The organism is Senegalia sp. (in: firmicutes) (assembly GCF_052088025.1).
Taxonomy (GTDB): domain Bacteria; phylum Bacillota; class Clostridia; order Tissierellales; family SIT17; genus Anaeromonas.
Genome location: NZ_JBQCYD010000010.1, coordinates 1 through 23,572, shown reverse-complemented (window position 1 = coordinate 23,572; position 23,572 = coordinate 1). Strand labels below are relative to the sequence as shown.

The window sequence follows — 23,572 nt, the reverse complement described above, 5'->3', positions numbered from 1 at the left end:
AAAGGGGATGAGCATTATGACGGCTTTACTTGAAAGGGTTAAAAAGAACTTAATACTAGATCACAATGAAGATAATGATCTTATTTTAAGTCTTATAGGAGCTTCCATATCTTATGCAGAAAACTATCAGAAAAAGCCATCAGGATTTTATAAAGAAAACCCAATGGATCCTACAACAGAACAAGCTGTCATAATGCTATCGTCTCACTTCTATGAAAGTAGAGATGGTAGTACTGCTGGCTTTTTCCAGGATAAAGTAGATGCAAGTAATCAAGTATGGAAAGTGGTTAATATGCTTCTTCATTTAAATCGGGATGTGGTCATATGAGTTTTGGTAAGATGCAAAGCTTAATTGATATATATGAAGAAAAAGTAGTTAAAGATAGTGAGGGGTTTTCTAAAGAGAAACCTAATTTGATAGTTAAAGTAAGAGCATATAAAGAAGAAAGACATGGAAGTGAAATGTGGAAAAATAGAGCAAGTTTTACAAAGGCCACTACAATGTTCCAGTTCAGAAAACCTCCAAACATAGATATTACAACAGATCAGTTTATTGTGAGTAAAGGAATTAAATATAACATTATAAGCGTAGATGATATAAGAGACAAAGGAATGTATATTGAAGCGTTAGCTGAAAAGATTACTGGTTCAAAGGGGTGATAATGTGGCAAAAGCATCTTTTAAAATGCCTGAAGATTTTCTGAAAAAAGTCTCTGGGTTGAATAATAAATTGGATGATATTGTACCAAGAGTACTTGAAAAGGGAGCTGAGCCTGCAGTAGAAAAGGCAAAGAATAATCTATCACTTAGAATTGGTCAGGGTACAAAAGAACCTTCAGAGTCTACTGGGGAACTTTTAAAAGCTATTGAAAGCACAAAGCCAGAGCAAGACAACAAAGGTAACTGGATGTTAAGAGTTGGAGCGCCTAAAAGCAAAGATAGTAAAGGTGTATCAAATGCACTTAAAGCTGCAGTTATAGAATACGGAAAATCTGGTCAACCTCCTAAACCTTGGTTAAAAACAACAAAGTCACAATCAAGAAAACCTTGTATAGAGGCTATGAAGACTGCACTTGATAAGGAGATAGAAAAGATATGAGTTTATTAAAAGACATAAATACAATATTAAATCCTCTAAAGATCTCAATAGAAACCGGAACTTTTTCAGAAACACCACCAGATGAATATATTGTCCTAACTCCCGTAGTAGATAGATTAACCCTATATGCAAATGACAAGGCCCACAGTGAAATATCAGAAGCAAGGATTTCTTTATTTACTAAAAATAACTATATAAAAAGAAAAAAAGAAATAACAAAACTACTATTAAATAATGACATTACCGTAACGGGTCAGCAGTATGTAGGTTTTGAAAGTGATACAAAATATTTTCATTACGCTATAGATGTAATGAAACAATATGAAATGGAGGTATGATTAAATGGCAACAATAGGACTTGACAGTCTATATTATGCAAAAATAACAGAAGATGAAAATGGAATAGAGACATACTCGACACCTAAGGTTCTAGCAAAAGCCATGACAGCGGAACTAAGTGTAGAGCTAATTGAAGCAATTCTTTATGCTGATGATGGTGCATCTGAAGTAGTGAAAGAATTTAAAAGTGGAGCCTTAACCCTTGGAATCGATGATATAGGTTCTTTAGTAGCCCAAGATTTAACGGGATGTAAGATAGATAGTAATAATGTAGTAGTATCAAGAAGTGAAGACGGAGGAAATCCAGTAGCTATTGGGTTTAGAGCAAAGAAGGCAAATGGAAAGTATAGATATTTCTGGTTATATAGAGTAATGTTTAGCGTTCCAGCTACAAGCCTTGCAACTAAAGGGGACTCTATTACTTTTTCTAGTCCAGTTATAGAAGGTGCAGTATTTAGAAGAAACAAACTAGATACAGAAAATAAGCATCCTTGGAAAGCAGAAGTAACTGAAGGAGATAATGGGGTAGCGGTATCTACAATAACCAGCTGGTTTACTAAGGTCTATGAACCAGACTTTACACCAATAACTCCACTAATTACGATTACAACTCAACCAGCAAGTTTAACTGAAGTTACAGCTGGAAGTATTACAGGAAGTCTATCTGTTGTTGCAACTACAAATACAAGTGATCCAGTAACTTATCAGTGGTATGAAAATACGACAAATAGTTCTACGGGAGGAACTGAAATAAATGGAGAAACATCAGCAAGCTTTGATATTCCAACTGATCTTTTAGCAGACACTTATTACTATTATTGCAAATTAAACTCAAATGGTACAACAAGTGTAACAACTGATGTAGCAACAGTAACAGTATCTTAATGGAGGGGTTTAAATGGTAGAAGAAAATAAATTAACACTTGATGAAGCAGCAGAAGATAGAAGTACAAATATTAATATAGGTGGAAGGGAATTTAAAATGATCCTTACCACCAAAGCTACAAAAGAGATATCTAAAAGATACGGGGGACTTGAAAATTTAGGTGAAAAGTTAATGAAATCTGAGAACTTTGAGCTCGCAATTGATGAAGTTGTATGGCTTATTACACTTCTTTCAAATCAGTCTATTAAGATTCACAATCTAAAGAATAAAGAAGAAAAAAAAGAACTATTAACTGAGGAAGAAGTAGAACTTTTAACTACACCATTTGATTTAGCAAATTACAAAAATGCCATTATGAATAGTATGATAGTTGGAACAAAGAGGGATATAAAGAGTGAAGAATCAAAAAACGAAGTAGTCGAGTAAGCGATGGGGAATTGTTTACTCGACTTATTTATTTTGGAACAGCTCATTTAAATAGAAAAGAAAAAGAAGTATGGCTAATGCCTATGGGATACTTAATGGATCTTTGGGAATGCCATAAACAGTTTATTGGTATTTCAAAACCTAAGAGAGATATATCTATTGATGATGTAATTCCATATGGATTGTAGATCTGATGGCACTTCAAATATAGGTGTCTTTTTTCATGCCTAAAAGCAGAAGGGAGGTGAGGTAGTGAGTGATAATTTTGGTTTTAAGATAGGAGTTGAAGGTGAAAAGGAATTTAAAAATTCCCTAAGAGATATTAATAGAAATTTTAAAGTATTAAAATCTGAAATGAATCTAGTTACATCAGAGTTTGATAAACAAGATAAATCAGTTCAAGCAATAACAGCTAGAAATGCCGTATTAAATAAAGAAATAGATACTCAAAAGAATAAAATAGGAACTCTTGAGAATGCACTTAAAAATGCAGCAGAGTCCTTTGGGGAAAATGATAAAAGGACTCAAGCTTGGCAGATGAAGTTAAATTACGCCAATGCTGATCTTAATAAAATGGAAAAGGAACTTGATAAAAATAATAAAGCCCTTGATGAATCTAGTGATGAGTTTGGTGAAGCTGGAAAAGAAGCTGATAAGTTTTCAGATGAATTAAAGGATGCTTCAAATGTAGCAGATGAAGCTGGTGGAAAGTTTGAAAAACTAGGTCCTGTAATGAAAGGTTTAGCAGTTGGAATTGGTGCGGCTATGGCAGCAGTAGGAACAGCAGCAGTTACTGCAGGTAAAAAGTTATATGATATGGCAAACGATGCAGCAGAAGCAGGAGACAATATAGATAAGGCTAGTCAAAGAATTGGACTTTCAAGAAAAGGATATCAGGAATGGGAGTATGTATTATCTCAAAACGGAGCCAGTATTGATTCTCTTGATAATGGACTTAAGAAATTAAATACTTCAGTAGATGATGCTATAAATGGAAGTTCATCTGCTACTGAAAAGTTCGGAAGACTTGGAATATCTATAGATGATTTAAAAGGTAAAAGTAGAGAAGAAGTATTTGAAATGACTGTAGCTGGACTGCAAGGGATGGAGGATGAAACTGAAAAAGCAGCTGTAGCTAATGACCTTCTAGGTAGATCTTCAGTTGAACTTGCAGCACTCTTAAATCAAACCTCTGAAAGTACAACAGATCTAAAAGAAAAGGCCAATGAATTAGGAGTTGTAATGAGTGATGAGTCAGTAGATGCAGCAGTAAATTATACAGATGCTATGGATAATTTAACTCGTTCATTTACAGGAGTTAAAAACAATATTACAGCTGAACTTCTTCCAGGATTTACTATGATTTTAGATGGACTAACAGGTTTAATTACAGGGCAAGAAGGAGCATCAGAAACCCTTATGGAAGGTGCAAGAGAAACTGTAGGACAGATCACTGAGATACTACCCCAGATTCTTGATGTAGTAACTGGACTAATATCTGCCATAGCAGAAGTTGCACCTGATTTAATTATTGCTCTAGTAGATGGTATACTAGAAAACCTTCCAACACTAATTGAAGCTGCTACTAATATAATAATGACTCTTGTAGGCGGTCTTATTGAAGCACTACCTCAAATCACAGAAGGAGCACTTCAGCTTGTGCTTGCTCTTGTAAATGGAATAGTAGAAAATCTTCCATCACTTGTTGAAACAGCACTTCTTATGATAGTAACTCTAGCAACAGGACTTGCTGAAGCCTTACCTGAACTTATTCCATCCATTGTAGAAGCAATAGTTTTAATAGCTGAAACTCTTATCCAAAATATGGACTTAGTTCTTGATGCAGCATTTCAAATAATAACTGGACTAGCAGGTGGACTTATAAACTCACTTCCCACATTAGTAGAAGCATTACCAAAGATAATATCTAGCATAGTTACATTTATAGTATCAAATCTACCAAAAATTATAGAGATGGGAATTAAATTAACAGTTCAGCTTGCAGCTGGAATTATTAGAGCAGTACCGCAACTCGTATCTAGTCTTCCACAAATAATATCAGCTATTGTCCAGGGGTTAGCTAGAGGAATACCATCAATACTTGGAATTGGTAAGAATATAGCCAGGGGATTATGGGATGGTATATCTTCTATGATCGGCTGGTTAAAAGGTAAAGTAGATAGAATGGTAGGTGGAATTGTAAGAGGAGTTAAAAGTGTACTTGGCATAAGGTCACCATCTAAAGTGTTTGCAGGCATTGGTGCAAATATGAGTGAAGGCATTGGCGAAGGTTTTACTGAAGCCATGAGTGGAGTAGAGAAGGATATGAAGGATACCATTCCTACAGATTTTGATTTGGATTTAAATTCAGAGGTTTCAGGAAGTGTAGGAAGAAGTGATGGTTCTCTACTTGATGTAACAATACCACTTACTATTGATGGAAATATATTAACTCGTGTTATTGCACAGCTTCAGTGGAATCAAAATACTGTCACCGTTAGAAACCTTGGTGTAGCAGGTAGTTAAAACAGAGAGGAGGATAAGCCTTGATTGAAATCTATGCAGGAAACACTTTACTTCAAAGTATTAAAAAAGTCATGAGTGCGGGTGTTAGAGAAACACTAGAAGGAGAATATACACTTTCTTTTACAGTACTAGCTAAATCAGCCCTAGCATTAAAAGTAAAACAAATCGCTAAACTAGATGATCAGTATTTTGAAATCGTTCAAATTTCAAAAAGTCTTCAGGGTAGCCTTCCTGTCTGTTCATTGACCTGTGAGCATGTTTCTTATGTATTAAACCATGAAATGTATAACATAACCCAGTTTGACTTTACAGGAGATCCAGCAACAGGGCTGGAGCAATTATTAATGGGTACACCATTTAATGTAGGTATAGTTGATTTTACAGAAAGCGTCACCATGAAAATTAATCAAGAGGTATCAAGAAGGGCAGCCCTTATGCAGTATATAGCTATTCTTGGTGGAGAAATAGAATATGATGGATATAACATTAATATAAGAAGTCATAGGGGAAGCACCGACTATATTCCAGTGATGGATTCCAAGAATGTTACAAATGTGGCGGTATCTCATGATTCTAGAGAAAATGCTTCATCTTATGATATTTCATTCTTTAAGCTTTTAAACCTTACTGTTGGAGATAATGTACAGATCGTATTTAAACCCCTTGGAATCAATGTGAAGACAAGGATTATATCCCTGGAGTACAACCCATTTTATCGGTACAACATCCGGGTGGAAGTTGGAAGATATAGACCGAGTATTTCTGATACCTTTTATAGGATTGAAAATTCCCTTTCTACTGTGGGTAATTCAGTGGATAATATTCAAACTCAGGTCAATGACCTGGGGATATCTTATACCATCGTTTCTGATTTGGTGGTGACGGATACAACTATTGATGTAACTTATACAGTTGAAAAGGGAGATACCCACCAATATCATGCCCAGTACCAATATACTACTGATAGTGGAGGTCGTATCACAAGCATTACCCTAGACAATATTTTCTCGGAGCTACTGTTGAAAGAAGTAGCCACTTTAACAGTGGATATGATGAGTTTTTATATTGAATATGCAGATGGAACGACTGCAACATATAACTATACTACTGATAGTGGTGGAAGAATTACCAGCGTAACGAAAGTATAAAGGAGGACTGAACCTATGAGCTATGATCATATTTTTAATAATACATTGGCCATCTGGACAGCCTTTGGAGGAAGAGGAGAAGTTCTCTTTACTATACCGACCTTAAGCTGGTCCAAGAAAAATTATAGCGATTTTGGATATACCAAGTATGGTAGTGAAACTCAAATTAATATTTATGATAATGGAAACGCACAGATAGCGGTTTATTATGCAAAAACACCTTATATGTCTTACTGGAACAAGAACACAAAACAGTGGACTGTAGTCAGTGTTCCATGGTGGAGCTATGGCCAGCCTGAAATTCTTTATGCGGCGAATGGTGTGTTTATTGCTAAGATTGTAGGTATGGCAAACATCATCGCATCCTTTGATGGTATTACTTGGCATAATGCAGGATACTGTGCAGGAGCTCATAACGCTATGACCTGTGGTGCTTATGATATGGACAGAGGCTCCGGTATAGTTAGCTGGTGGTACTATAAGTCACCAGTCTATTATAGTTTCGATTCTCTAGAGGAAAGAACTGCTTGGACCTTAGTTGGATCAGACGGAACTTCTGTACCAATCTTTAAATATTTAACCACCCATAAAGGAAACTTTGTTGGCGTAGTTGGTGGAGATAAATCTATTGCAATAGCTAGTTCAGCAAGCCCTGGTCAATGGAGCACGACTATACCGGAAGATGTTAATGATACCAGATATATGTTTATTCGGTCCATCAATGATGTACTCTTTGTAATGAAGTTTAATTACACCAATGTAGGAGGCGATTATACCTACTATGTGAAGCTCTGCGTTATGAGTGATGATGCCACACAAATTACAGAGACCAATCTTTCATGGGTAGGGGATCTAGCCAATAACAATATTCCAAACCCAAGGAATATCATCTGGATGGAGGACTGGGGGAAATTTGCTCTTTTAAAAGAGAGCATGCTTTGTGTCTCTAATGATGGCATCACTTGGGAAGGTGTGGAGCAACCAGGTTTTACTACCAGTGAATATGATACTTTTGATGGAGCTATGTATATTCCAGGAGACGGTTTCTATGCAAAAGCCAGTGGCTATGTTTACTATGCACCATATTAATGAAAAACAATGGCGCCCTTAATCGGGCGTCTTTATATATACAAATCTATGAAAGTGAGGGATTTCAATGAGAGATATTTGGAACATTGTTCAGATAATAATTGCAGCTGTGGGCGGTTGGTTGGGTTACTTCTTGGGAGGATATGATGAATTTTTATATGCACTTATAGCGTTTGTTGTTATAGATTATTTACTTGGGGTTATGTGTGCTATTTTAGAAAAGCACCTTTCAAGTGATATAGGGGCCAAGGGGATATTTAAAAAGGTAGTGATTTTTTCTTTAGTCGCTGTAGCTCATATTATAGATAAAAATATTATAGGAGATGGAAGTGCTATAAGGACTGCAGTAATATTCTTTTATTTATCAAATGAAGGAATTAGTATTATTGAAAATTCTACAAGACTTGGACTTCCAATTCCAGCTAAATTAGTAGATGTACTCGAACAACTTAAAGATGGGGGAGATAAGGATGGTACTAAATAATTTAAAGAGAAAATATATGACTAGAAATGATTGTTATACAGTGGGAAGAAAGATTAAACCTAAAGGAATTATGGTTCATTCAACTGCTACTCCTGGTGTTATGGCAGCTGATTGGTTTAGTAGATGGAACAAATCATACAAGTCTAGGGAGATCAATCGACAAGTCTGTGTTCATGCCTTTTTAGATGATAAGGAAATATGGCAATACCTACCTTGGAATCACAGAGGTTGGCATGCTGGAGGAAAAGCTAATAATACCCACATCGGTTTTGAGATTTGTGAACCGGGTGGGTTTTCTTATTCTGGTGGAGCTACAATGAAAGGATATGATGTTAAAAAGAATGAAGCCTATTTTAGGGCAGCCTGGAACAATGCTGTGAACCTTTGTGTACATTTTTGTAAGAAATATGGTCTTACTGAAAAAGATATAATTTGTCACTCAGAAGGAAATAAGAAGGGGATTGCTTCTAACCATGCAGATGTAATGCACTGGTTTCCAAAGCATGGTGAGAATATGGATACCTTTAGAGCTGCAGTAAAGAAAGAGTTAAATAAGAAGGCCAAACCTACTACTTCACCTAATAAATATTATAGAGTTCAAGTAGGAGCTTTTTCAAAAAAGTCTAACGCAGAGAAAATGCTTAAGAAGGTAAAGACTAAAGGATTTGATGGGATTATTAAGTACTACTAACACAAAACTTAAATATTAGAGTGGGTAGATTAAACATTTACCTGCTCTTTTTTTTATCCAAAAATACTTAGAATTAACTTGCTATATAACTCGTTCTGAGTGATATATGTAATGAACAAACCCTTGAAATAACTGAATTAGGGAGGTTTTGGGGGATTATATTTTTTAAAAATCTGATTGAATGGTAGCTAAATATTATTTTTAAAAAGGCTAACTAAGAGAAAGGAGGATAAAAAATGGAAAGTACAGTATTCGAACAGGCTAGAGATATAGATTACAATTTTAGGATGAATAATGCCGCACTAAATCTTAATAGAACATCTAGTTTCAGGGATGCAGTAGATATAGCTGTAGAACCTAAAAAGCTTAAAGTGGCGAGTTACTGTAGAGTCAGTACAGAAGAAGAATTACAACTAAATTCTTTAGAAAACCAAATAATCCACTACACTAACTACATTAGGTCAAACCCACACTGGAAGTTTGCAGGAATATTTACAGACAGAGGAAAGTCAGGAACTAGAACCAAAAAGAGAACAGGCTTTAATAAGATAATAAAGTCTGCTTTAGACGGGAAAATAGACATTATCATTTGTAAATCAATTTCTAGATTTGCTAGAAACGTAATAGATACTCTAGGAACCGTAAAACTTTTAAGGGAAAAAGGAATTAGAGTAATATTTGAAAAAGAAGAACTTGATACTGGAAACATGCAAAGTGACTTTGTACTAACAGTATTATCCCTAATGGCCCAGGAAGAAAGTAGAAGCATTTCAGAAAATATTACATGGGCTAATACAAAGAGGTTTGAGATGGGAAAGCCAATCTTCGCTAGATTATTGGGATATACCAAAGAAGATGAAGAAGCCTGGATTATTGTTGAAGAAGAAGCTGAAATAGTAAGAGAGGCTTTTAACGAAGCTTTAAAGGGAAAGAAACCATATCAAATTGCTAAAAGCTTTATAAGAAAAGGATATAAAAAAGCTAACGGAAGAGTAGATTGGTCAGCCATTGCTGTTAGAGATATTTTGAAAAACGAAAGATATAAAGGTGATGCACTCTGTCAAAAGACTTATACTAAGAACTATTTAAGCCATGAGATTAAAATAAATGAAGGAGAGAGAAACCAGTATCTATTAAAAGATAATCATGAACCGATTGTTGATAAAGAGACATTTGATAAGGTTCAAGATATACTTTCAAAGGCGAATCCTAAAACTAAGATTAAAAGAGGAGCAAGAAAATCTTATCCTTTATCAAGTAGATTAGTATGTGAAGAGTGCGGGGCAAACTTTCAAAGATATATCTGTAGAGGCAAAGTCACTTGGAGATGTGGAAATCATATGAAAAGCAATCTACTTTGTAAAGCGGAAGGTATTCCAGAGGAAAATGTAAAAAGGGCATTAATTAAAGCATTTGATAAAACTTATAAAATCTTCACAGAAGGAGCCGGAAAACACCAAGTATTAAAGCTGATAAAAGTACTAGTGAACGCTGAAAACAACAAAGAAAACAGTCAAAGCAGACTAAGATTAGAACTTGAAAAAGCCCTTCTAAAAGAGAATACTGCTATTATTAATCTTGAAGATACAACAGATATTACTCTAAAGCGAAAACAAATAGAAAAGGAAATTGAGAAAAGTGAAACTTGGTGGACCTTCTTTGATGAAGATGATAATTACAGAAAAAGAGCAATAGAAACATTAGAAAATATAAAAAAATCTTCAGTACTAAAGGTAGAACTAAAAAAGAATATAGAAGATATAGAGTTTCTAAGGGCATGGGTGACACTTATTAAAGCGGTGTCACCTTATGTATTTTCTATAACACTTTTAAATGGAGATGAAATAAAAATAAAAATAGAAAAAGGAGACGATAGCTAATGGAAAACTATAATAGAGAGCCATCAAGAGTTAGTGTTATTCCTGCAAGAAGAAGGACATCGAGAAATGAAGAACACTTTGATGGGCAGAAAAAAAGAATAGGAGTTTATGTTCGTGTTTCCACTGAAATGGAAGGCCAAGCTTCAAGTTATGATATCCAAGTTTCATACTTTAAAGATTACGTAGAAAAAAATCCCATGTGGGAGCTAGTTGAAATATTTACAGACGAAGGTATATCAGGAACTTCAACAAAGAATAGAGCAGGGTTTAATAGAATGATTGAAAAGTGTAAAAACAGAGAAATTGACTACATTATTACAAAATCAATTAGTAGATTTGCTAGAAACACTCTAGATTGCTTATCCCACATAAGAATGTTAAAAGAACTAGGGATTGGGATATATTTTCAAAAAGAAAACATCGATACATTAGACAGCCAAGGGGAAATGCTAATAACCCTTATATCATCACTTGCCCAAGAAGAGAGTCACTCTATATCTGAAAACACTAAGTGGGGAGTTCAGAAAAGATTCCAGCAGGGAAAAGTTCATATACCCACCACTTACTTTTTAGGATATGATACAGATGAAGAAGGAAACATTGTTATAGATGAGGAAGAAGCAAAAGTGGTAAGAAGAATATTTAGAGAGTATTTAAAGGGAAGTGGCACCCAAGTAATAGCTAGAAAGTTAATGGAAGAAGGAATTTTAACAGCAAGAAAAAATACTACATGGACTTCTGACTCAGTATATAAAATCCTTAAAAATGAAAAATATATGGGAAATTGTCTAGCTCAAAAGAGTGTAACACTTGACTTTTTAACTGGGAAAAGAGTACCAAACAAAGGACATCAACCTCAATACTATGTAAAAGACAGTCACCCTGCAATAATTTCAGAAGATGACTGGAATGCAGTCCAGGAAGAATTAAAAAGAAGGAGCAAGATGTTTAGAGATCCCGAAGGAAAATACAGCATTCGTTATAGCGGAACATCCGTATTTTCAAATAAGATATTTTGTGGAGAATGTGGAAGACCTGTAACAAGAAGAAGACTAAGATCTAATAGGGGAGGAAAGAAGTTTATCTTTACAGCTTGGCAGTGTAGAGTACCAGCTAAAAGAGACTCAACATTTACAGACTGTAAATCAAAATATGTATGGGAAGAAGCATTAGAAAGAGCATTTATGAGAACTATAATAGAGCTTAAGAAAAACAAAGATAAGACAATTGAAGACGCTAAAGAAGTTATAGATGAATTCTCACCTACAAAACAAGAACAAGATAGACTAGAAGAACTTAACCTTCAACTAGCAAGAATCACCAATAGGATAAGTGAAATGGCAGCAAGAGAGCCTTCAAGAAATGATGCTATTTACGAAAGTACAATGAAACATTTAATTTATGAGCAAGAGATTTTACAGCTTGAATATGAAAGATTAGATGAGAACAGACAGGACAGTATTTACCTTCAAAAGCACCTTGATGAACTTCTTAAATATCTAGATAACTTGGAAGCATCAGAAGAAAAGTTTGAAGAAGATATTTTCTTTAAAGTTATAGAAAAGGTAATACTTTATGACAACCACAGAGTAGAATTTAACCTCAAATGTGGCATCTCAAGGATAGACTGGGCGAAACATAAAAGAAAAAACTAAATAGGGAATAAAGAAGTTATAAAGAAACCCACTGAGTAAGCTGATTGGAATTATCTAGCTACTTGGTGGGTATTTTTATTGTTACCAGAGCATTTGAAATTTGATTATGATATAATATATATTAGAATAAAAAAGGTAGTTTTTGATTTAGTATTTAGTATCATTGGAGTGGATTATATGAAAAAACTTAAAAGCGAAAAGAAATTATGCTTAATTTGTATGGAAGAGCATGAAGTAGATATTGTAGAAATGATAGATACTGAAATATTTAAAGGTGAAGAAGTTACTTTTAAAGCGATATATGAATATTGTAATGTTGGAGATGAGCTTCTTGAAACGGAAGAAATGATAAGAGCTAATAGTCTTGCCATGAAGGATGCTTATAAAATTATGGATGGGTATAAAAAGTTATAAACAAACCCACTGAGTAAACTGATTGCAATTATCAAGTCACTTGGTGGATATTTTTTTATTGCTTATAAATATAAAGTAGTTGATTTTTATTATTATTTATTATAAAATTAAAAATATAATTTGCTAATGAGTTATTTCACAGAAAATAAATTTTATTGACAAAGATATAAATTAATAGTATAATTAATGTATAGTAAGAGTATATGAAACATATAATAATAGTGATCATACTCCGGTGACCTACGGGCCCGGGGTTTTTATATTTTAATGGAGGCTAATATGGATAAGTTATTTTCAACAATTGAAGATCAAATTAAGAAATTAGACTCTAGAGGACTAAATGTATCAGATCCTAGGATTAAAGATATTCTTGAAATGGAAAATTATTATAATATAATTAATGGATATAAAGAATTATTTATTGATAAAACTTATAAAGGTACTGATGAGAAGTATAAAGAAGGTACTGATTTTTATGAGTTGTATAATCTTTATTTATTTGATCGTGAATTAAAGAATATATTTATAAAATACATATTAGAAATAGAAAACAATATTAAATCAGTAATATCACATGATTTTTCAAAAAAGTATGGGCATGATAATTATTTGAAAATATTCAATTTTGACATTAGGGTCAAGCATTGGGAGAAAAAGACAGCAGCTCAAAAGATAGGCGATGTGTCAAGCCTTATCGCAAATATTCAACGAGAAATCTCTAGACAACTTTCTAAGAACAATTCAATGATTTCCCACAATATGCTAACTTATGGATATATTCCTTTATGGGTATTGATTAATTCTCTGACATTAGGTACAATCAGTATTTTCTATAGTTATTTAATAGATAAAGACCAAAATGATATAGGCAGAAAGTTTAGATTAAGACCTGACGAAATGACAAAAATTTTATTTGTTCTTACTATTTATAGAAATGCCTGTGCACATGATGAACGTTTTTATAACCTTAAAGCCTTAAAAAATGATACTAAACCGAATATGATTAAAACAAATTCAATTCATCATAAATTAAACATTCAAAAGGATAAAGCAAATAATCCTATATATGGAAAGAATGATTTGTTTTCTGTAGTAATAATGTGTAAACTTATTCTTAATGAATATTCGTTTAATAAATTTGTAGATTCAGTTAAATCTGAAATAGATGATTTATCTGGGAAACTTAAAACAATAAGCATTACAGAGGTTCTTGAAGAAATGGGTTTTCCGTTAGATTGGTATAATATTAAGAAAATATAAAGATGCCGAGGTCATATAATTTGATCTTGGTATTTTTTTATAATAATTTAAAATAGCTACCCAATCAATAGGTCCCGATTTTAATTTAAATCGCTTACAGGCCATTTTAAGGGCTTGTTTTTCATCAACTTATATTTGAAATGTTTTGATTTCTTAAATACGTGAACATGCTGGTGAACAAGCTACCGTCCAAGCTCGTGAATAGATAAAAAAGATATAAAAAAATCTCCATCTACATTAGATAGAGATACAAATTTCTTTACTTATTTAGGGCCAATTACTTAAGTTATCGTGTAATTCGAACTTAGTTCGAATTATATATTAGTTATATACATTTGTCAAGTTTCTTAATATTCTGAAAATATTTGATGGTTGTAAATAATCTGAATGGAAAAGATTTATTTTTATAAAAATAAGGGATATCTTAGAAAAATCTACCCGATGATTAGGTCGAAAACAAAAATTAAAAGCCTTAGAAACGAATCTAAGGCTTTTAATTTTTAGCTCATCACAATGTGGTGGGCTTTTTTTGTGTCTATTTTTATAATTTATCTCTTTACCATACTCACCTTAAAAATCTACATATTGTGGTTTTTGAAATCAAAATACAATAACGCATACTACATATAGATATCTTATCCATCTCGTATCATGGCGACGTGAGTATGGTGAAGGGATAAGAGTCTTGGAAGCCTATTATAGCAAGGGGCTCGACAGAATGTACATATACATAGATAAATTAAGAAATAAAAAGCTTGGATGTTAATTATAGAGGAGGAAATATTGTGTCTTTAAAGTTAATGTATATAACAAATCAGCAAGATGTTGCTAAAATAGCCGAGAAAAGCGGTGTGGATTGGATATTTATAGACCTTGAGATTAATGGTAAAGAAGATAGACAAGGTCATTTAGATACAGTTATATCACGTCACAGTATTGAAGATGTAAAAAAAATTAATAAGGTATTGACTAGTGCAAAATTACTTGTAAGAGTTAATCCTATATATGAAGGTTCGAAAAAAGAAATTAATAGAGTAATAAACGATGGAGCAGATATTGTGATGCTTCCATTTTTTAAGAATAAAGAAGATGTTAAAAAGTTTATTGACTATGTAGATGGCAGATGTAAAGCATGCTTACTATTAGAAACACCGGAAGCATCGGAAGATATTGATTCAATTCTATCCGTAAAAGGAATTGATTATATACATATAGGCCTTAATGATTTACATCTTGGTTATAACATGAAGTTTATGTTTGAATTATTAGCTGATGGAACAGTAGAAATGTTATGTAACAAGATAAGACAAAAAGGTATTGAGTATGGATTCGGTGGTATTGCACAGTTAGGTGAAGGTGTTTTAAGAGCTGAAAAAATTATTACTGAACATTATCGTTTATCTTCGAGTATGGTTATTTTATCAAGAAGCTTTTGTAATGTAAATAAAGTAAGTGATTTAAAAGAAGTAGAAGAGTTATTTGCAAAAGGCATAAAAGATGTAAGACAGTTTGAAGCCGAGCTTAATAATAAATCTGAAGGATTTTATAAAGCAAATCAGTTAGAAGTTATTCAAAAAGTTTTAGAGATAGTGGGAGAGAAAGAAAAAGTTGTAATTTAAGTCAACAAGTATTTATATATTGTACACGTAAAAGGAGGGGAAAACATGAATCTATCAATCGATAAGTTGCAAGAAATCAGTAATATATATGGTGATTCTTTTTACATATTAGATACTGAACAGTTCAAAATAAATTTCAATGAATTACAAGAGGCGTTTAGAAATATTTATCCAAATACATACATTGCTTATTCGTATAAAACTAATTATACACCTAGACTTTGTAAAGTTGTAGATCGGCTAGGTGGTTTTGCAGAAGTTGTTTCAGATATGGAATATGATATAGCAAAGAAATTAGGAGTAGAACCTGAAAAAATCTATTTTAATGGTCCATATAAAAAAGCAGAGGCTGTAAAAGAACTTTTATTAGCTGGCGGGACTGTAAATGTTGATTCGGATTATGACCTTGAAATAGTAAAAGAAGTTGCTATTAACAATCCAGAGCATAATCTTTCGGTTGGAATAAGATGTAATTTTGATGTTCAAGATGGGGTATTATCAAGATTTGGTTTTGATGTAAATAGTAAAGAATTTGAAGACGCTATAGATACAATTCGTCAAATTTCTAATTTGAAATTAGATGGATTACATAGTCATTTTGCTACAAGAAGTATTAAGACTTGGCCACAAAGAGCGACTGGAATACTTGAATTAGTTGATAAATATTTTGAAGAAGCACCTAGATTTTTGAGTCTTGGTGGAGGGCTATATGGTAAAATGGCAGATTCATTGAAAGCTCAATTTGATGTAGAAATTCCTACATATGAAGATTATGCAAATGCTGTAGCTAATCAATTTAAAGCGTACTTTAAAGAAAAAGGTAAACAACCTATGTTGCTTATTGAACCTGGAAGTGCTTTGGTTGGAGATGCTATGAAGTTTGCAGCAAAAGTTGTGAGTATAAAAGATGTTAGAGATAAGAAGATAGCAACACTTTTAGGTAGTATTTACAATATTAACCCAACACTTAATAAAAAAAATCCTCCAATAAAAGTTTATCATAATGAAGATAACGATAAAGAGCAATTAACATATGAAGATTTAGATTTTGGTGGATTTACTTGTATTGAGTCAGATTATCTATATAGAGGATTTAGTGGAGAGTTAGCAGTTGGAGATTATGTTGTTTTCGGTAATGTAGGTTCATATTCAGTAGTATTAAAACCTCCATTCATACTTCCAAATTTTCCTATGGTTGAATGTAATAATGATACAGATGAAATATACTTGATAAAGAGAAAAGAGTGTTTTGATGATTTATTCCACACTTTTAAATTTGAGTTTTAGTAATGTTATGGAGGGATAGATTATGAATTTAGTTAAGAGAGGCATTGATATTCTTCTTTCACTAATAGCAATAATAATATTATCACCGTTATTATTAATTATTGCAATTGCTGTAAAAATTGATTCTAAAGGAGTTGCTTTATTTAGACAAGGTAGATTAACTGAGAATGGTAAGGTTTTTACGATGTATAAATTTCGTACAATGGTGGAAAATGCTGAGCAAATGGGTACGGGACTCTTTAACTATGCCAATGATTTTCGTGTTACAAGAGTTGGAAAATTTCTCAGAAAAACAAGTCTAGATGAATTACCACAATTATTCAATATTATAAAAGGTGATATGTCAATAGTAGGACCTAGACCACCTGTATCTTATGAACTTGGTGAATATGAAGATCTTAGTGATGAGTATAAAAGAAGATTTACTGTATTACCCGGAATAACAGGATTAGCTCAAGTTAGTGGTAGAAATGAACTACCATGGGATGAAAAGGTGAAATATGATAATCAGTACATTGATTTGTTTAAGAAATATGGAATTCTGATAGATTTCAAAATTATTTTTTTAACAATAGTTAATGTCTTTAAAATGAAAGATATTTATGAAGTTAAAGAAGAAGATTCAGAAGGATTATCAGATGAAGAAATCGCTAAAAGAGCTACTGATGCTGTAACGGAAAAAGCCCGTTCCTCACAAAAGTAGCAAAATGTTTCAATGTAGATTACTTGATTGTGGGTTCTTATATAAATACTCATTGGAGGAATAGAAATGAAGACAAGTATTAAAAATAGATTTATTTGGTTAAACGGAAAAGTTGTACCTCTTCAAGAAGCAACAATAAATGTACTATCACCAACATCTCAGTTTGGCGCTAATGTATTTGAAGGTATTCGATGTTATTGGAATGAAGAAGAAGAACAACTATATGCATTTAGATTAGACGACCATTTCAACAGATTAAAGAGATCTCAAAGACTATTAGAATTAGATGATACATATACAATTGAAGAAATGAAAAAAGCATTTGTGGATGTAATAAAAGCAAATGAATATAAAGAAGATATAGCAGTAAGACAGACTTTATTTGTTGATGGGTTTGGCACTTGGCATTCGTCAGGACCAGTCGGTATGTTTGTAGCACCTATACCAAAAGCAAAGACAAACCCAGAATACAATAAAAAAGGATTAAATTGTTGTGTTAGCTCATGGCAAAGAATAAATGATAACAGTATGTCACCAAGAATTAAATGCGGAGCTAATTATATTAATAGCCGTATGGCCCAAAGAGAAGCTGTTAAAAATGGATATGATACAACAATTATCTTAAATAAAGATGGAAAAGTATCAGAAGGTCCTGGTTCTTGCTTATTCATTGTTAGAGACGGAAAACTTGTAACACCTCAAATTACTGATAGTGTATTAGAAAGTATTACTAGAGATACAATTATTCAGATTGCAAGAGATGTATTGAAACTAGAAGTAGAAGAACGCAGTGTAGACCGTACAGAATTATATATGTGTGATGAAGCTTTTCTTTGTGGATCAGCAATGGAAATCACCCCTGTTTTCTCAGTTGACAGATATCAAGTAGGAAATGGAGAGTGCGGAGAAATCACAAGTGAACTTCATGTTGAATATTTGAAAACTGTAACAGGTAAACAACCAAAACTTGATAATTGGAGTACAGGAATTTATTAAGGTAAAGGAGTTCTATATGTATAACAACAAAACAGTATCAGTTATAACACCAGTGTATAATTGCGAGAAGTATATAGGAGAAACTATAGAATCTGCTTTATCTCAGACATATCAAGATATTGAAATTGTATTAGTAGATGATTGTTCAACAGATCAGTCGGCTGATATTATTAATAATTATATTAAAAGATATACTGATAAAATTGCATACCATAAACAGGAGAAAAATATGGGCGCGGCGGTCGCAAGAAATACTGCGTTGGATATTGCAAAAGGTAGATATGTGGCTTTTTTAGATAGTGATGATTTGTGGTATTCGGAGAAGATTGAAAAACAGATGGAATTAATAGAGAAAAATGATGCTGCCATTTGTTACGCTGCTATAGAGATGATTGACGAGGGAAATAATCTTATAAAAGGGAAAAGAAGTATCAAAGAAAAGATTGATTATAAGTTTCTTCTGAAAAATACTATGATAGCTACATCCTCAGTTGTAATAGATAGAAACATTACAGGTGATTTTCAAATGCCTTTAGTAAGATCAGGACAAGATTATGCCACTTGGCTGCAGTTAATGAGAAATGGGTTAGATGCTTATGGAATTAATGAGGTGTTGGTTCAGTATAGGAAAAGTAATAATTCTTTATCATCTAATAAATTGAAAAGTGTAAAGCAAGTAAGGGATACACAGATAAAGAACGAAAATATTAATTCTTTAGTTGCTACTTATAATTCAATTTGGTTTGCAGTTAATGCGTTTAAGAAGCATTATTTATAAATTGTATGAGGAATGGAGATGGTTCGTTTGTATGAGCTATACGAATATACGGGGGAAGATGGGGGTGCGAAAAATTCAAATATTAATAAAGACTTTAAGTATGGATTATTTAAACCTACTATCTTAAGGTTATGTATTAAGAATGAGGGTTTTAAGCAATGGTTTAGAAATCTGTATTGGTTCATAATATCAAATGGAAAATTTAGTATTTATTATGTATATCGAGAAGACGAAATAATCCATACATCATATTGCCTACCTAAGTGTTATAAATTCCCATTTATGACTGAAAGCGATATACAAATTGGTCCATGTAACACCAACATCAACTATCGGGGATTAGGATTATACCCTTATATATTATCGAAAATAGTGAGAGATTATAATAATGATAAAACAAGGATCTTTATGATTATACGTAAAGAGAATGTTCCATCACAAAAAGGAGCAATGAAGATAGGGTTTAAAAAGATAGAGGCATTAAGAAAGAATAATTTTCTTAAGACGTATAAGATTTGATAATAAAAAATTCATTTAGATGTACTGGAAGAAGTATAGGGTGAGTTTAATAATAGTAGAGTTAAGGAAGTGATACTATGAAGAAAATTCATGTTGCAACGAATGGTAGAGGCTTTCTACTAAATTTGTTTGAATCAAAAATTAATAATCATGAATTTGTTTTTGAAAGAAGTAAGTTACATGAAATGAATACAAAGAATAGAAAAAGATTAGCTAAGATAGCCAAATCAAACTTAGCAGATTATCTAGGATTGATTCAAAGGATTAAGGTAAAAAATGAATCTGCTGATATTGTATTTAGTTATAATAGATTTCTTAATTCAAAAACTAGCTATGTAATATATTTAGAGAATCCTTTAGCACTAGTTCACTATTCGACAAAGAGAAATAAGTCTATTTTAAGTAAAATGAAATTAAAAAAGTATCTAAATGATTCTAACTTAAAAGCAATTATCTGTTTATCGAAAGCATGCTATGAAACCATCAGAAACTTTTACTCAATACCAGATAGTGTGAAGTTAGAACAGATATACCCTATTGTTAAAAATAACAAGCTCACTAGTATAGAAAGCATAAGGATGAAGTGTAGTAAGCCAAATATTCAATGTTTATATATTTCTTCTAACTTTAATTTAAAAGGTGGCAAGGATATTCTTGAAGCATTTAATAAATTAAAGAAGTTAGATAAAAATAATATTAAACTAAATATTATAACTCCAATAGATCAATTGGATAGAGAAACTAGAACGAAAATCAAAGCTAATGATAACATCTTATTATACGATTTTAAATTTAGTAAAGATGAGTTGAATAAATTTTATAACAATTCGTGCATACTTTTAAGCCCAACTAGACAGGATAGCTTTCCGCTTGTAATTTTAGAAGCAATTAAATCTGGAAATGCAGTTATTACAACTAATTTATATGCCCTTCCTGAAATGGTACAAGATAATTATAATGGTTACCTAACAAGTCCTAAATATAGGTTTTTTAATTACGATAGTATGCCAAATGAATTAGTGTGGAATAATAGAGAAGATACCATTTATTCAGACTATCTTGATGATGAAGTAGTGGATTTTCTAGTTAAAAAAATAATACATTTAGATTCTAATCGTAAAGAGTTAGAAAGAATGACCCTGAATTCTTATGAGAAGGCTCAAACGGGAGAATTTAATGAAGAATTTATAATAAACAAATGGACACAAATATATGATATTATTTCGTAGGGGTAGTGGCGTGATGAATTTAAAAATGTTTTTATTTTGAAACTCAATTTAATTTTGCAAAACAAAGGTTTTTTGAAAAACAATTCAAAAAAGTAAAGGGGTGATTAAATGAAGATTTGTCATATCTGCTCGAATTATGATAAATTCTATATCGATTTAATGGAGGAACAGATTGCACAAGGGTTGGATTTAAAGGTATTCTATTTTCGTGCTAAGGAAAGAGGTTTGCCTGATGTGAAGGCTCCGTATTTAGATATTAGATTAAATTATAGAAATTGGCACAGAGCCTTTTTTTATTTGAAAGAAAATAATGTACTCAAAGACTTTTTTAATCTATATAGTGATAATCAGTTTGATTTGCTTCATGCACATACATTGTTTTCAAATGGTTATATTGCATTGAAAGCAAAAAAACGTTGGGGGACACCATATATAGTCGCAGTACGTGATGTAGATATTAATATTTTTCTTAAGTATAGATATCATTTAAGAAAATTAGGTATGGAAATATTAAATGAAGCTGAAAAAATCATATATCTATCTGAGTCTTATTTGGAGATGTTGAATTCAAAGTACATTCCTAAGAATTTAAAAAATAAGTTTTTAGCAAAAAGTTTCATAATTCCTAATGGTATAAACCCTTACTTTTTAAATAACAGATACTTTAGAGATAACATAGAAAATCAAGAAACATTAAATATCATTACTGTAGGGTATATTGGCAAAAGAAAAAATCAGTTAACTGTTTGTGAGGCGGTAAAGGCACTAAATGAATCTGGGGTAAAAGCAAAATATACAGTTATAGGTAAGGTGCTAGATGATAAAATTTTCGATATAATTAAGAGTTATTCATTTGTAAACTATATCCCATTTTTATCACGTGAAGAGCTAATCGAAGAATATCGTAAAGCTGATATTTATGTAATGGCATCTTTAACAGAAACGTTTGGTCTAACTTATGCAGAGGCAATGAGTCAAGGTCTACCTGTTATCTATTCAAGAGGGCAAGGATTTGATAAGCAATTTGATGAAGGGACTGTAGGCTTTCACGTGAATAGTAAGGACCCTTATGAAATTAAATTACGCATTTTAGAAATTTTAGATAACTATAAAGGCATTTCTAATAATTGCACTTTGCTATGTAGCAATTTTAACTGGAAAGATATATCAAGGAAATATATAGATATATATGAAGATGTTTTAACGAAGTGCTAAACAAAATGTATACCCCTTTTATTAATGGCCTTACGAGAAGGAAGTGAACTGAATGATAAAAAACGCACAAAAAGTTATTATTTGGCAGATGATAGCTATTATTGGGTTAAATCTAGCATATGTGTTCGTTATATCAGATAGATTTAGCTATATGGGATTTACATTTACATTTAATTTGTCAAAATTGTTGGTTGGAACAGTGATATTAACCATTATGCTGTTACTAAATTACCTCATAAAAGATAAATTTATATTTGCTGTGTGGAATATCATGTTTATCTATTTGTTTGCAGGAGAGGTAATTTACTATCAATATACAAAACATTCTAGTATTGTACAATTGGGTACTATTGCGATGACGTTGATATTATTGGTGTTTGTCTCTAGAACGAAAAAAGTATTTAGTGAAAATAGAAGATTTAAACATATAGATCAACTTTTAACCCCTCTTAGTATAATTCTTATAACACCATTTATTGTATTATATTATAGATATATCGATATTAAGAACTTATTTTTGATAGATGTATACAAGACGAGAGCTTTATTTAGACATATTAGTACACCGTTGACTGGATATATAAATGCTCCTTTGGTTAGGATTATTTTACCGTTTTTAATAGTTGAGAATATGGAACGTAGAAAATGGTTTAAAGTTACACTTTTCTTTTTGATGATTATTTACATTTATTTGTGTGGAGCACTAAAAAGTGTATTTATGGGACTGTTTGCTTTACTTTTATTTTATAAAGGAGATTATGTGTTGAAAGTTGTAAATTTCCTTAAAGCTATTAGTTTCCTAACATTTTTCGGTATTTTAGTCGAGGCAATATCCGGAAGTGTTTTTTTACTAGATAGCTTTATTAGAAGAGTCTTCTTTGTCCCTCCTTATCTGAATAATATATATATAAAATACTTTACTGGTAATTACACATATATGTCTCATTCGCCGCTTGGTCTGGGCCTAGTAGAAAGCAATCTTGATAGGTCTTTATCAATGTACGTAGGTGAAGTTGTTATGGGATTGAAAGGTCTTAATGCAAATGTTGGTTTGTTCACAGAGGGGTATATATCGTTTGGTTTTTTAGGTAGCATAATCTTTTCGATGTTGATTTGTGGAATATTTTTATATATAAAGATGATTAAAATTTCGCCGAAATATTTTGGAATTGTATTTGTTTATATATACTATCTTAATACATCTTTTCTATCAACTTTATTATTAACACATGGGTTGTTTTTGTTTTTAGTTTTTAGCACATTATTCCTTAGACATAGTGCTAGTATATAAATAGGTCAACCTAAACATAATAAATTCTATTTCTGATA

Annotated in this window: 24 protein-coding genes and 1 pseudogene; all 25 read left to right on the top strand. The window is 32.1% G+C overall.

The genetic code is table 11. The annotated features are described in order from the left end of the window. The first annotated feature begins 7 nt into the window (after window positions 1–7). The gene (locus tag ACTHUW_RS03995; RefSeq protein ID WP_442212576.1) at window positions 8–328 is read left to right on the top strand and encodes a head-tail connector protein; all 321 of its coding nucleotides are present in this window, start codon (window positions 8–10) and stop codon (window positions 326–328) included. Continuing rightward, window positions 325–660: a head-tail adaptor protein gene (locus tag ACTHUW_RS03990; protein ID WP_442212574.1), complete on the top strand. Its 336-nt coding sequence runs from the start codon at window positions 325–327 to the stop codon at window positions 658–660. Before ACTHUW_RS03995 ends, ACTHUW_RS03990 begins: the two co-directional genes overlap by 4 nt. Before the next feature lie 4 nt (window positions 661–664). Then, the gene (locus ACTHUW_RS03985) at window positions 665–1,099 is read left to right on the top strand and encodes an HK97 gp10 family phage protein (RefSeq protein ID WP_442212572.1); all 435 of its coding nucleotides are present in this window, start codon (window positions 665–667) and stop codon (window positions 1,097–1,099) included. Next, window positions 1,096–1,437 carry a hypothetical protein gene (locus ACTHUW_RS03980; protein WP_442212570.1) on the top strand — a complete coding sequence of 114 codons (342 nt, stop codon included), beginning with the start codon at window positions 1,096–1,098 and terminating at the stop codon, window positions 1,435–1,437. Before ACTHUW_RS03985 ends, ACTHUW_RS03980 begins: the two co-directional genes overlap by 4 nt. A gap of 4 nt (window positions 1,438–1,441) precedes the next feature. Next, window positions 1,442–2,017, top strand: a pseudogene (locus ACTHUW_RS03975) (major tail protein); the annotation flags it as partial. A 319-nt stretch (window positions 2,018–2,336) separates the two neighbouring features. Then, on the top strand, window positions 2,337–2,750 hold the full coding sequence (locus ACTHUW_RS03970; protein ID WP_442212568.1) for a hypothetical protein: 414 nt from the start codon (window positions 2,337–2,339) through the stop codon (window positions 2,748–2,750). A gap of 11 nt (window positions 2,751–2,761) precedes the next feature. Continuing rightward, window positions 2,762–2,938 carry a hypothetical protein gene (locus ACTHUW_RS03965; RefSeq protein WP_442212566.1) on the top strand — a complete coding sequence of 59 codons (177 nt, stop codon included), beginning with the start codon at window positions 2,762–2,764 and terminating at the stop codon, window positions 2,936–2,938. Between the two features lie 64 nt (window positions 2,939–3,002). Next, window positions 3,003–5,276: a phage tail protein gene (locus tag ACTHUW_RS03960; RefSeq protein ID WP_442212563.1), complete on the top strand. Its 2,274-nt coding sequence runs from the start codon at window positions 3,003–3,005 to the stop codon at window positions 5,274–5,276. A 20-nt stretch (window positions 5,277–5,296) separates the two neighbouring features. Further along, window positions 5,297–6,424, top strand: a complete 1,128-nt coding sequence (locus tag ACTHUW_RS03955; protein WP_442212560.1) for a hypothetical protein — start codon at window positions 5,297–5,299, stop codon at window positions 6,422–6,424. 15 nt (window positions 6,425–6,439) lie between these two features. Further along, window positions 6,440–7,513, top strand: coding sequence for a hypothetical protein (locus ACTHUW_RS03950; RefSeq protein WP_442212558.1), 1,074 nt, complete (start codon window positions 6,440–6,442; stop codon window positions 7,511–7,513). Between the two features lie 67 nt (window positions 7,514–7,580). Beyond that, window positions 7,581–7,997 (top strand): phage holin family protein, encoded by a 417-nt coding sequence (locus tag ACTHUW_RS03945; protein ID WP_442212556.1) that lies wholly within the window; start codon window positions 7,581–7,583, stop codon window positions 7,995–7,997. Further along, window positions 7,984–8,688 (top strand): N-acetylmuramoyl-L-alanine amidase, encoded by a 705-nt coding sequence (locus ACTHUW_RS03940; protein ID WP_442212553.1) that lies wholly within the window; start codon window positions 7,984–7,986, stop codon window positions 8,686–8,688. Before ACTHUW_RS03945 ends, ACTHUW_RS03940 begins: the two co-directional genes overlap by 14 nt. A 236-nt stretch (window positions 8,689–8,924) precedes the next feature. Next, complete coding sequence (locus ACTHUW_RS03935) at window positions 8,925–10,568, top strand: recombinase family protein (protein ID WP_442212551.1); 1,644 nt, start codon at window positions 8,925–8,927, stop codon at window positions 10,566–10,568. Beyond that, window positions 10,568–12,223, top strand: a complete 1,656-nt coding sequence (locus ACTHUW_RS03930; RefSeq protein ID WP_442212549.1) for a recombinase family protein — start codon at window positions 10,568–10,570, stop codon at window positions 12,221–12,223. The genes ACTHUW_RS03935 and ACTHUW_RS03930 overlap by 1 nt, the downstream gene beginning before the upstream one ends. Before the next feature lie 78 nt (window positions 12,224–12,301). Further along, on the top strand, window positions 12,302–12,637 hold the full coding sequence (locus ACTHUW_RS03925) for a hypothetical protein (RefSeq protein ID WP_442212547.1): 336 nt from the start codon (window positions 12,302–12,304) through the stop codon (window positions 12,635–12,637). A gap of 279 nt (window positions 12,638–12,916) precedes the next feature. Beyond that, entirely contained in the window at window positions 12,917–13,897 is a 981-nt protein-coding gene (locus ACTHUW_RS03920; RefSeq protein WP_442212545.1) for an Abi family protein, read from the top strand. 800 nt (window positions 13,898–14,697) lie between these two features. Then, the gene (locus ACTHUW_RS03915; RefSeq protein ID WP_442212681.1) at window positions 14,698–15,516 is read left to right on the top strand and encodes an aldolase/citrate lyase family protein; all 819 of its coding nucleotides are present in this window, start codon (window positions 14,698–14,700) and stop codon (window positions 15,514–15,516) included. A gap of 45 nt (window positions 15,517–15,561) precedes the next feature. Beyond that, window positions 15,562–16,803, top strand: coding sequence for a pyridoxal-dependent decarboxylase (locus tag ACTHUW_RS03910; protein ID WP_442212543.1), 1,242 nt, complete (start codon window positions 15,562–15,564; stop codon window positions 16,801–16,803). 22 nt (window positions 16,804–16,825) lie between these two features. After that, window positions 16,826–17,506: a sugar transferase gene (locus tag ACTHUW_RS03905; RefSeq protein ID WP_442212540.1), complete on the top strand. Its 681-nt coding sequence runs from the start codon at window positions 16,826–16,828 to the stop codon at window positions 17,504–17,506. A 66-nt stretch (window positions 17,507–17,572) separates the two neighbouring features. Then, window positions 17,573–18,502: a branched-chain amino acid transaminase gene (locus ACTHUW_RS03900; protein ID WP_442212538.1), complete on the top strand. Its 930-nt coding sequence runs from the start codon at window positions 17,573–17,575 to the stop codon at window positions 18,500–18,502. Window positions 18,503–18,518: 16 nt separating this feature from the next. Continuing rightward, complete coding sequence (locus ACTHUW_RS03895; RefSeq protein ID WP_442212535.1) at window positions 18,519–19,280, top strand: glycosyltransferase family 2 protein; 762 nt, start codon at window positions 18,519–18,521, stop codon at window positions 19,278–19,280. Between the two features lie 18 nt (window positions 19,281–19,298). Beyond that, a complete protein-coding gene (locus tag ACTHUW_RS03890) occupies window positions 19,299–19,799 on the top strand; it encodes a hypothetical protein (RefSeq protein WP_442212533.1) in 501 nt (166 codons plus the stop codon). A gap of 77 nt (window positions 19,800–19,876) precedes the next feature. Beyond that, window positions 19,877–21,028: a glycosyltransferase family 4 protein gene (locus ACTHUW_RS03885; protein ID WP_442212531.1), complete on the top strand. Its 1,152-nt coding sequence runs from the start codon at window positions 19,877–19,879 to the stop codon at window positions 21,026–21,028. Window positions 21,029–21,136: 108 nt separating this feature from the next. Next, window positions 21,137–22,243, top strand: a complete 1,107-nt coding sequence (locus tag ACTHUW_RS03880) for a glycosyltransferase family 4 protein (RefSeq protein ID WP_442212529.1) — start codon at window positions 21,137–21,139, stop codon at window positions 22,241–22,243. Between the two features lie 52 nt (window positions 22,244–22,295). Further along, window positions 22,296–23,534, top strand: a complete 1,239-nt coding sequence (locus tag ACTHUW_RS03875; protein ID WP_442212526.1) for an O-antigen polymerase — start codon at window positions 22,296–22,298, stop codon at window positions 23,532–23,534. The last annotated feature ends 38 nt before the right edge of the window (window positions 23,535–23,572 follow it).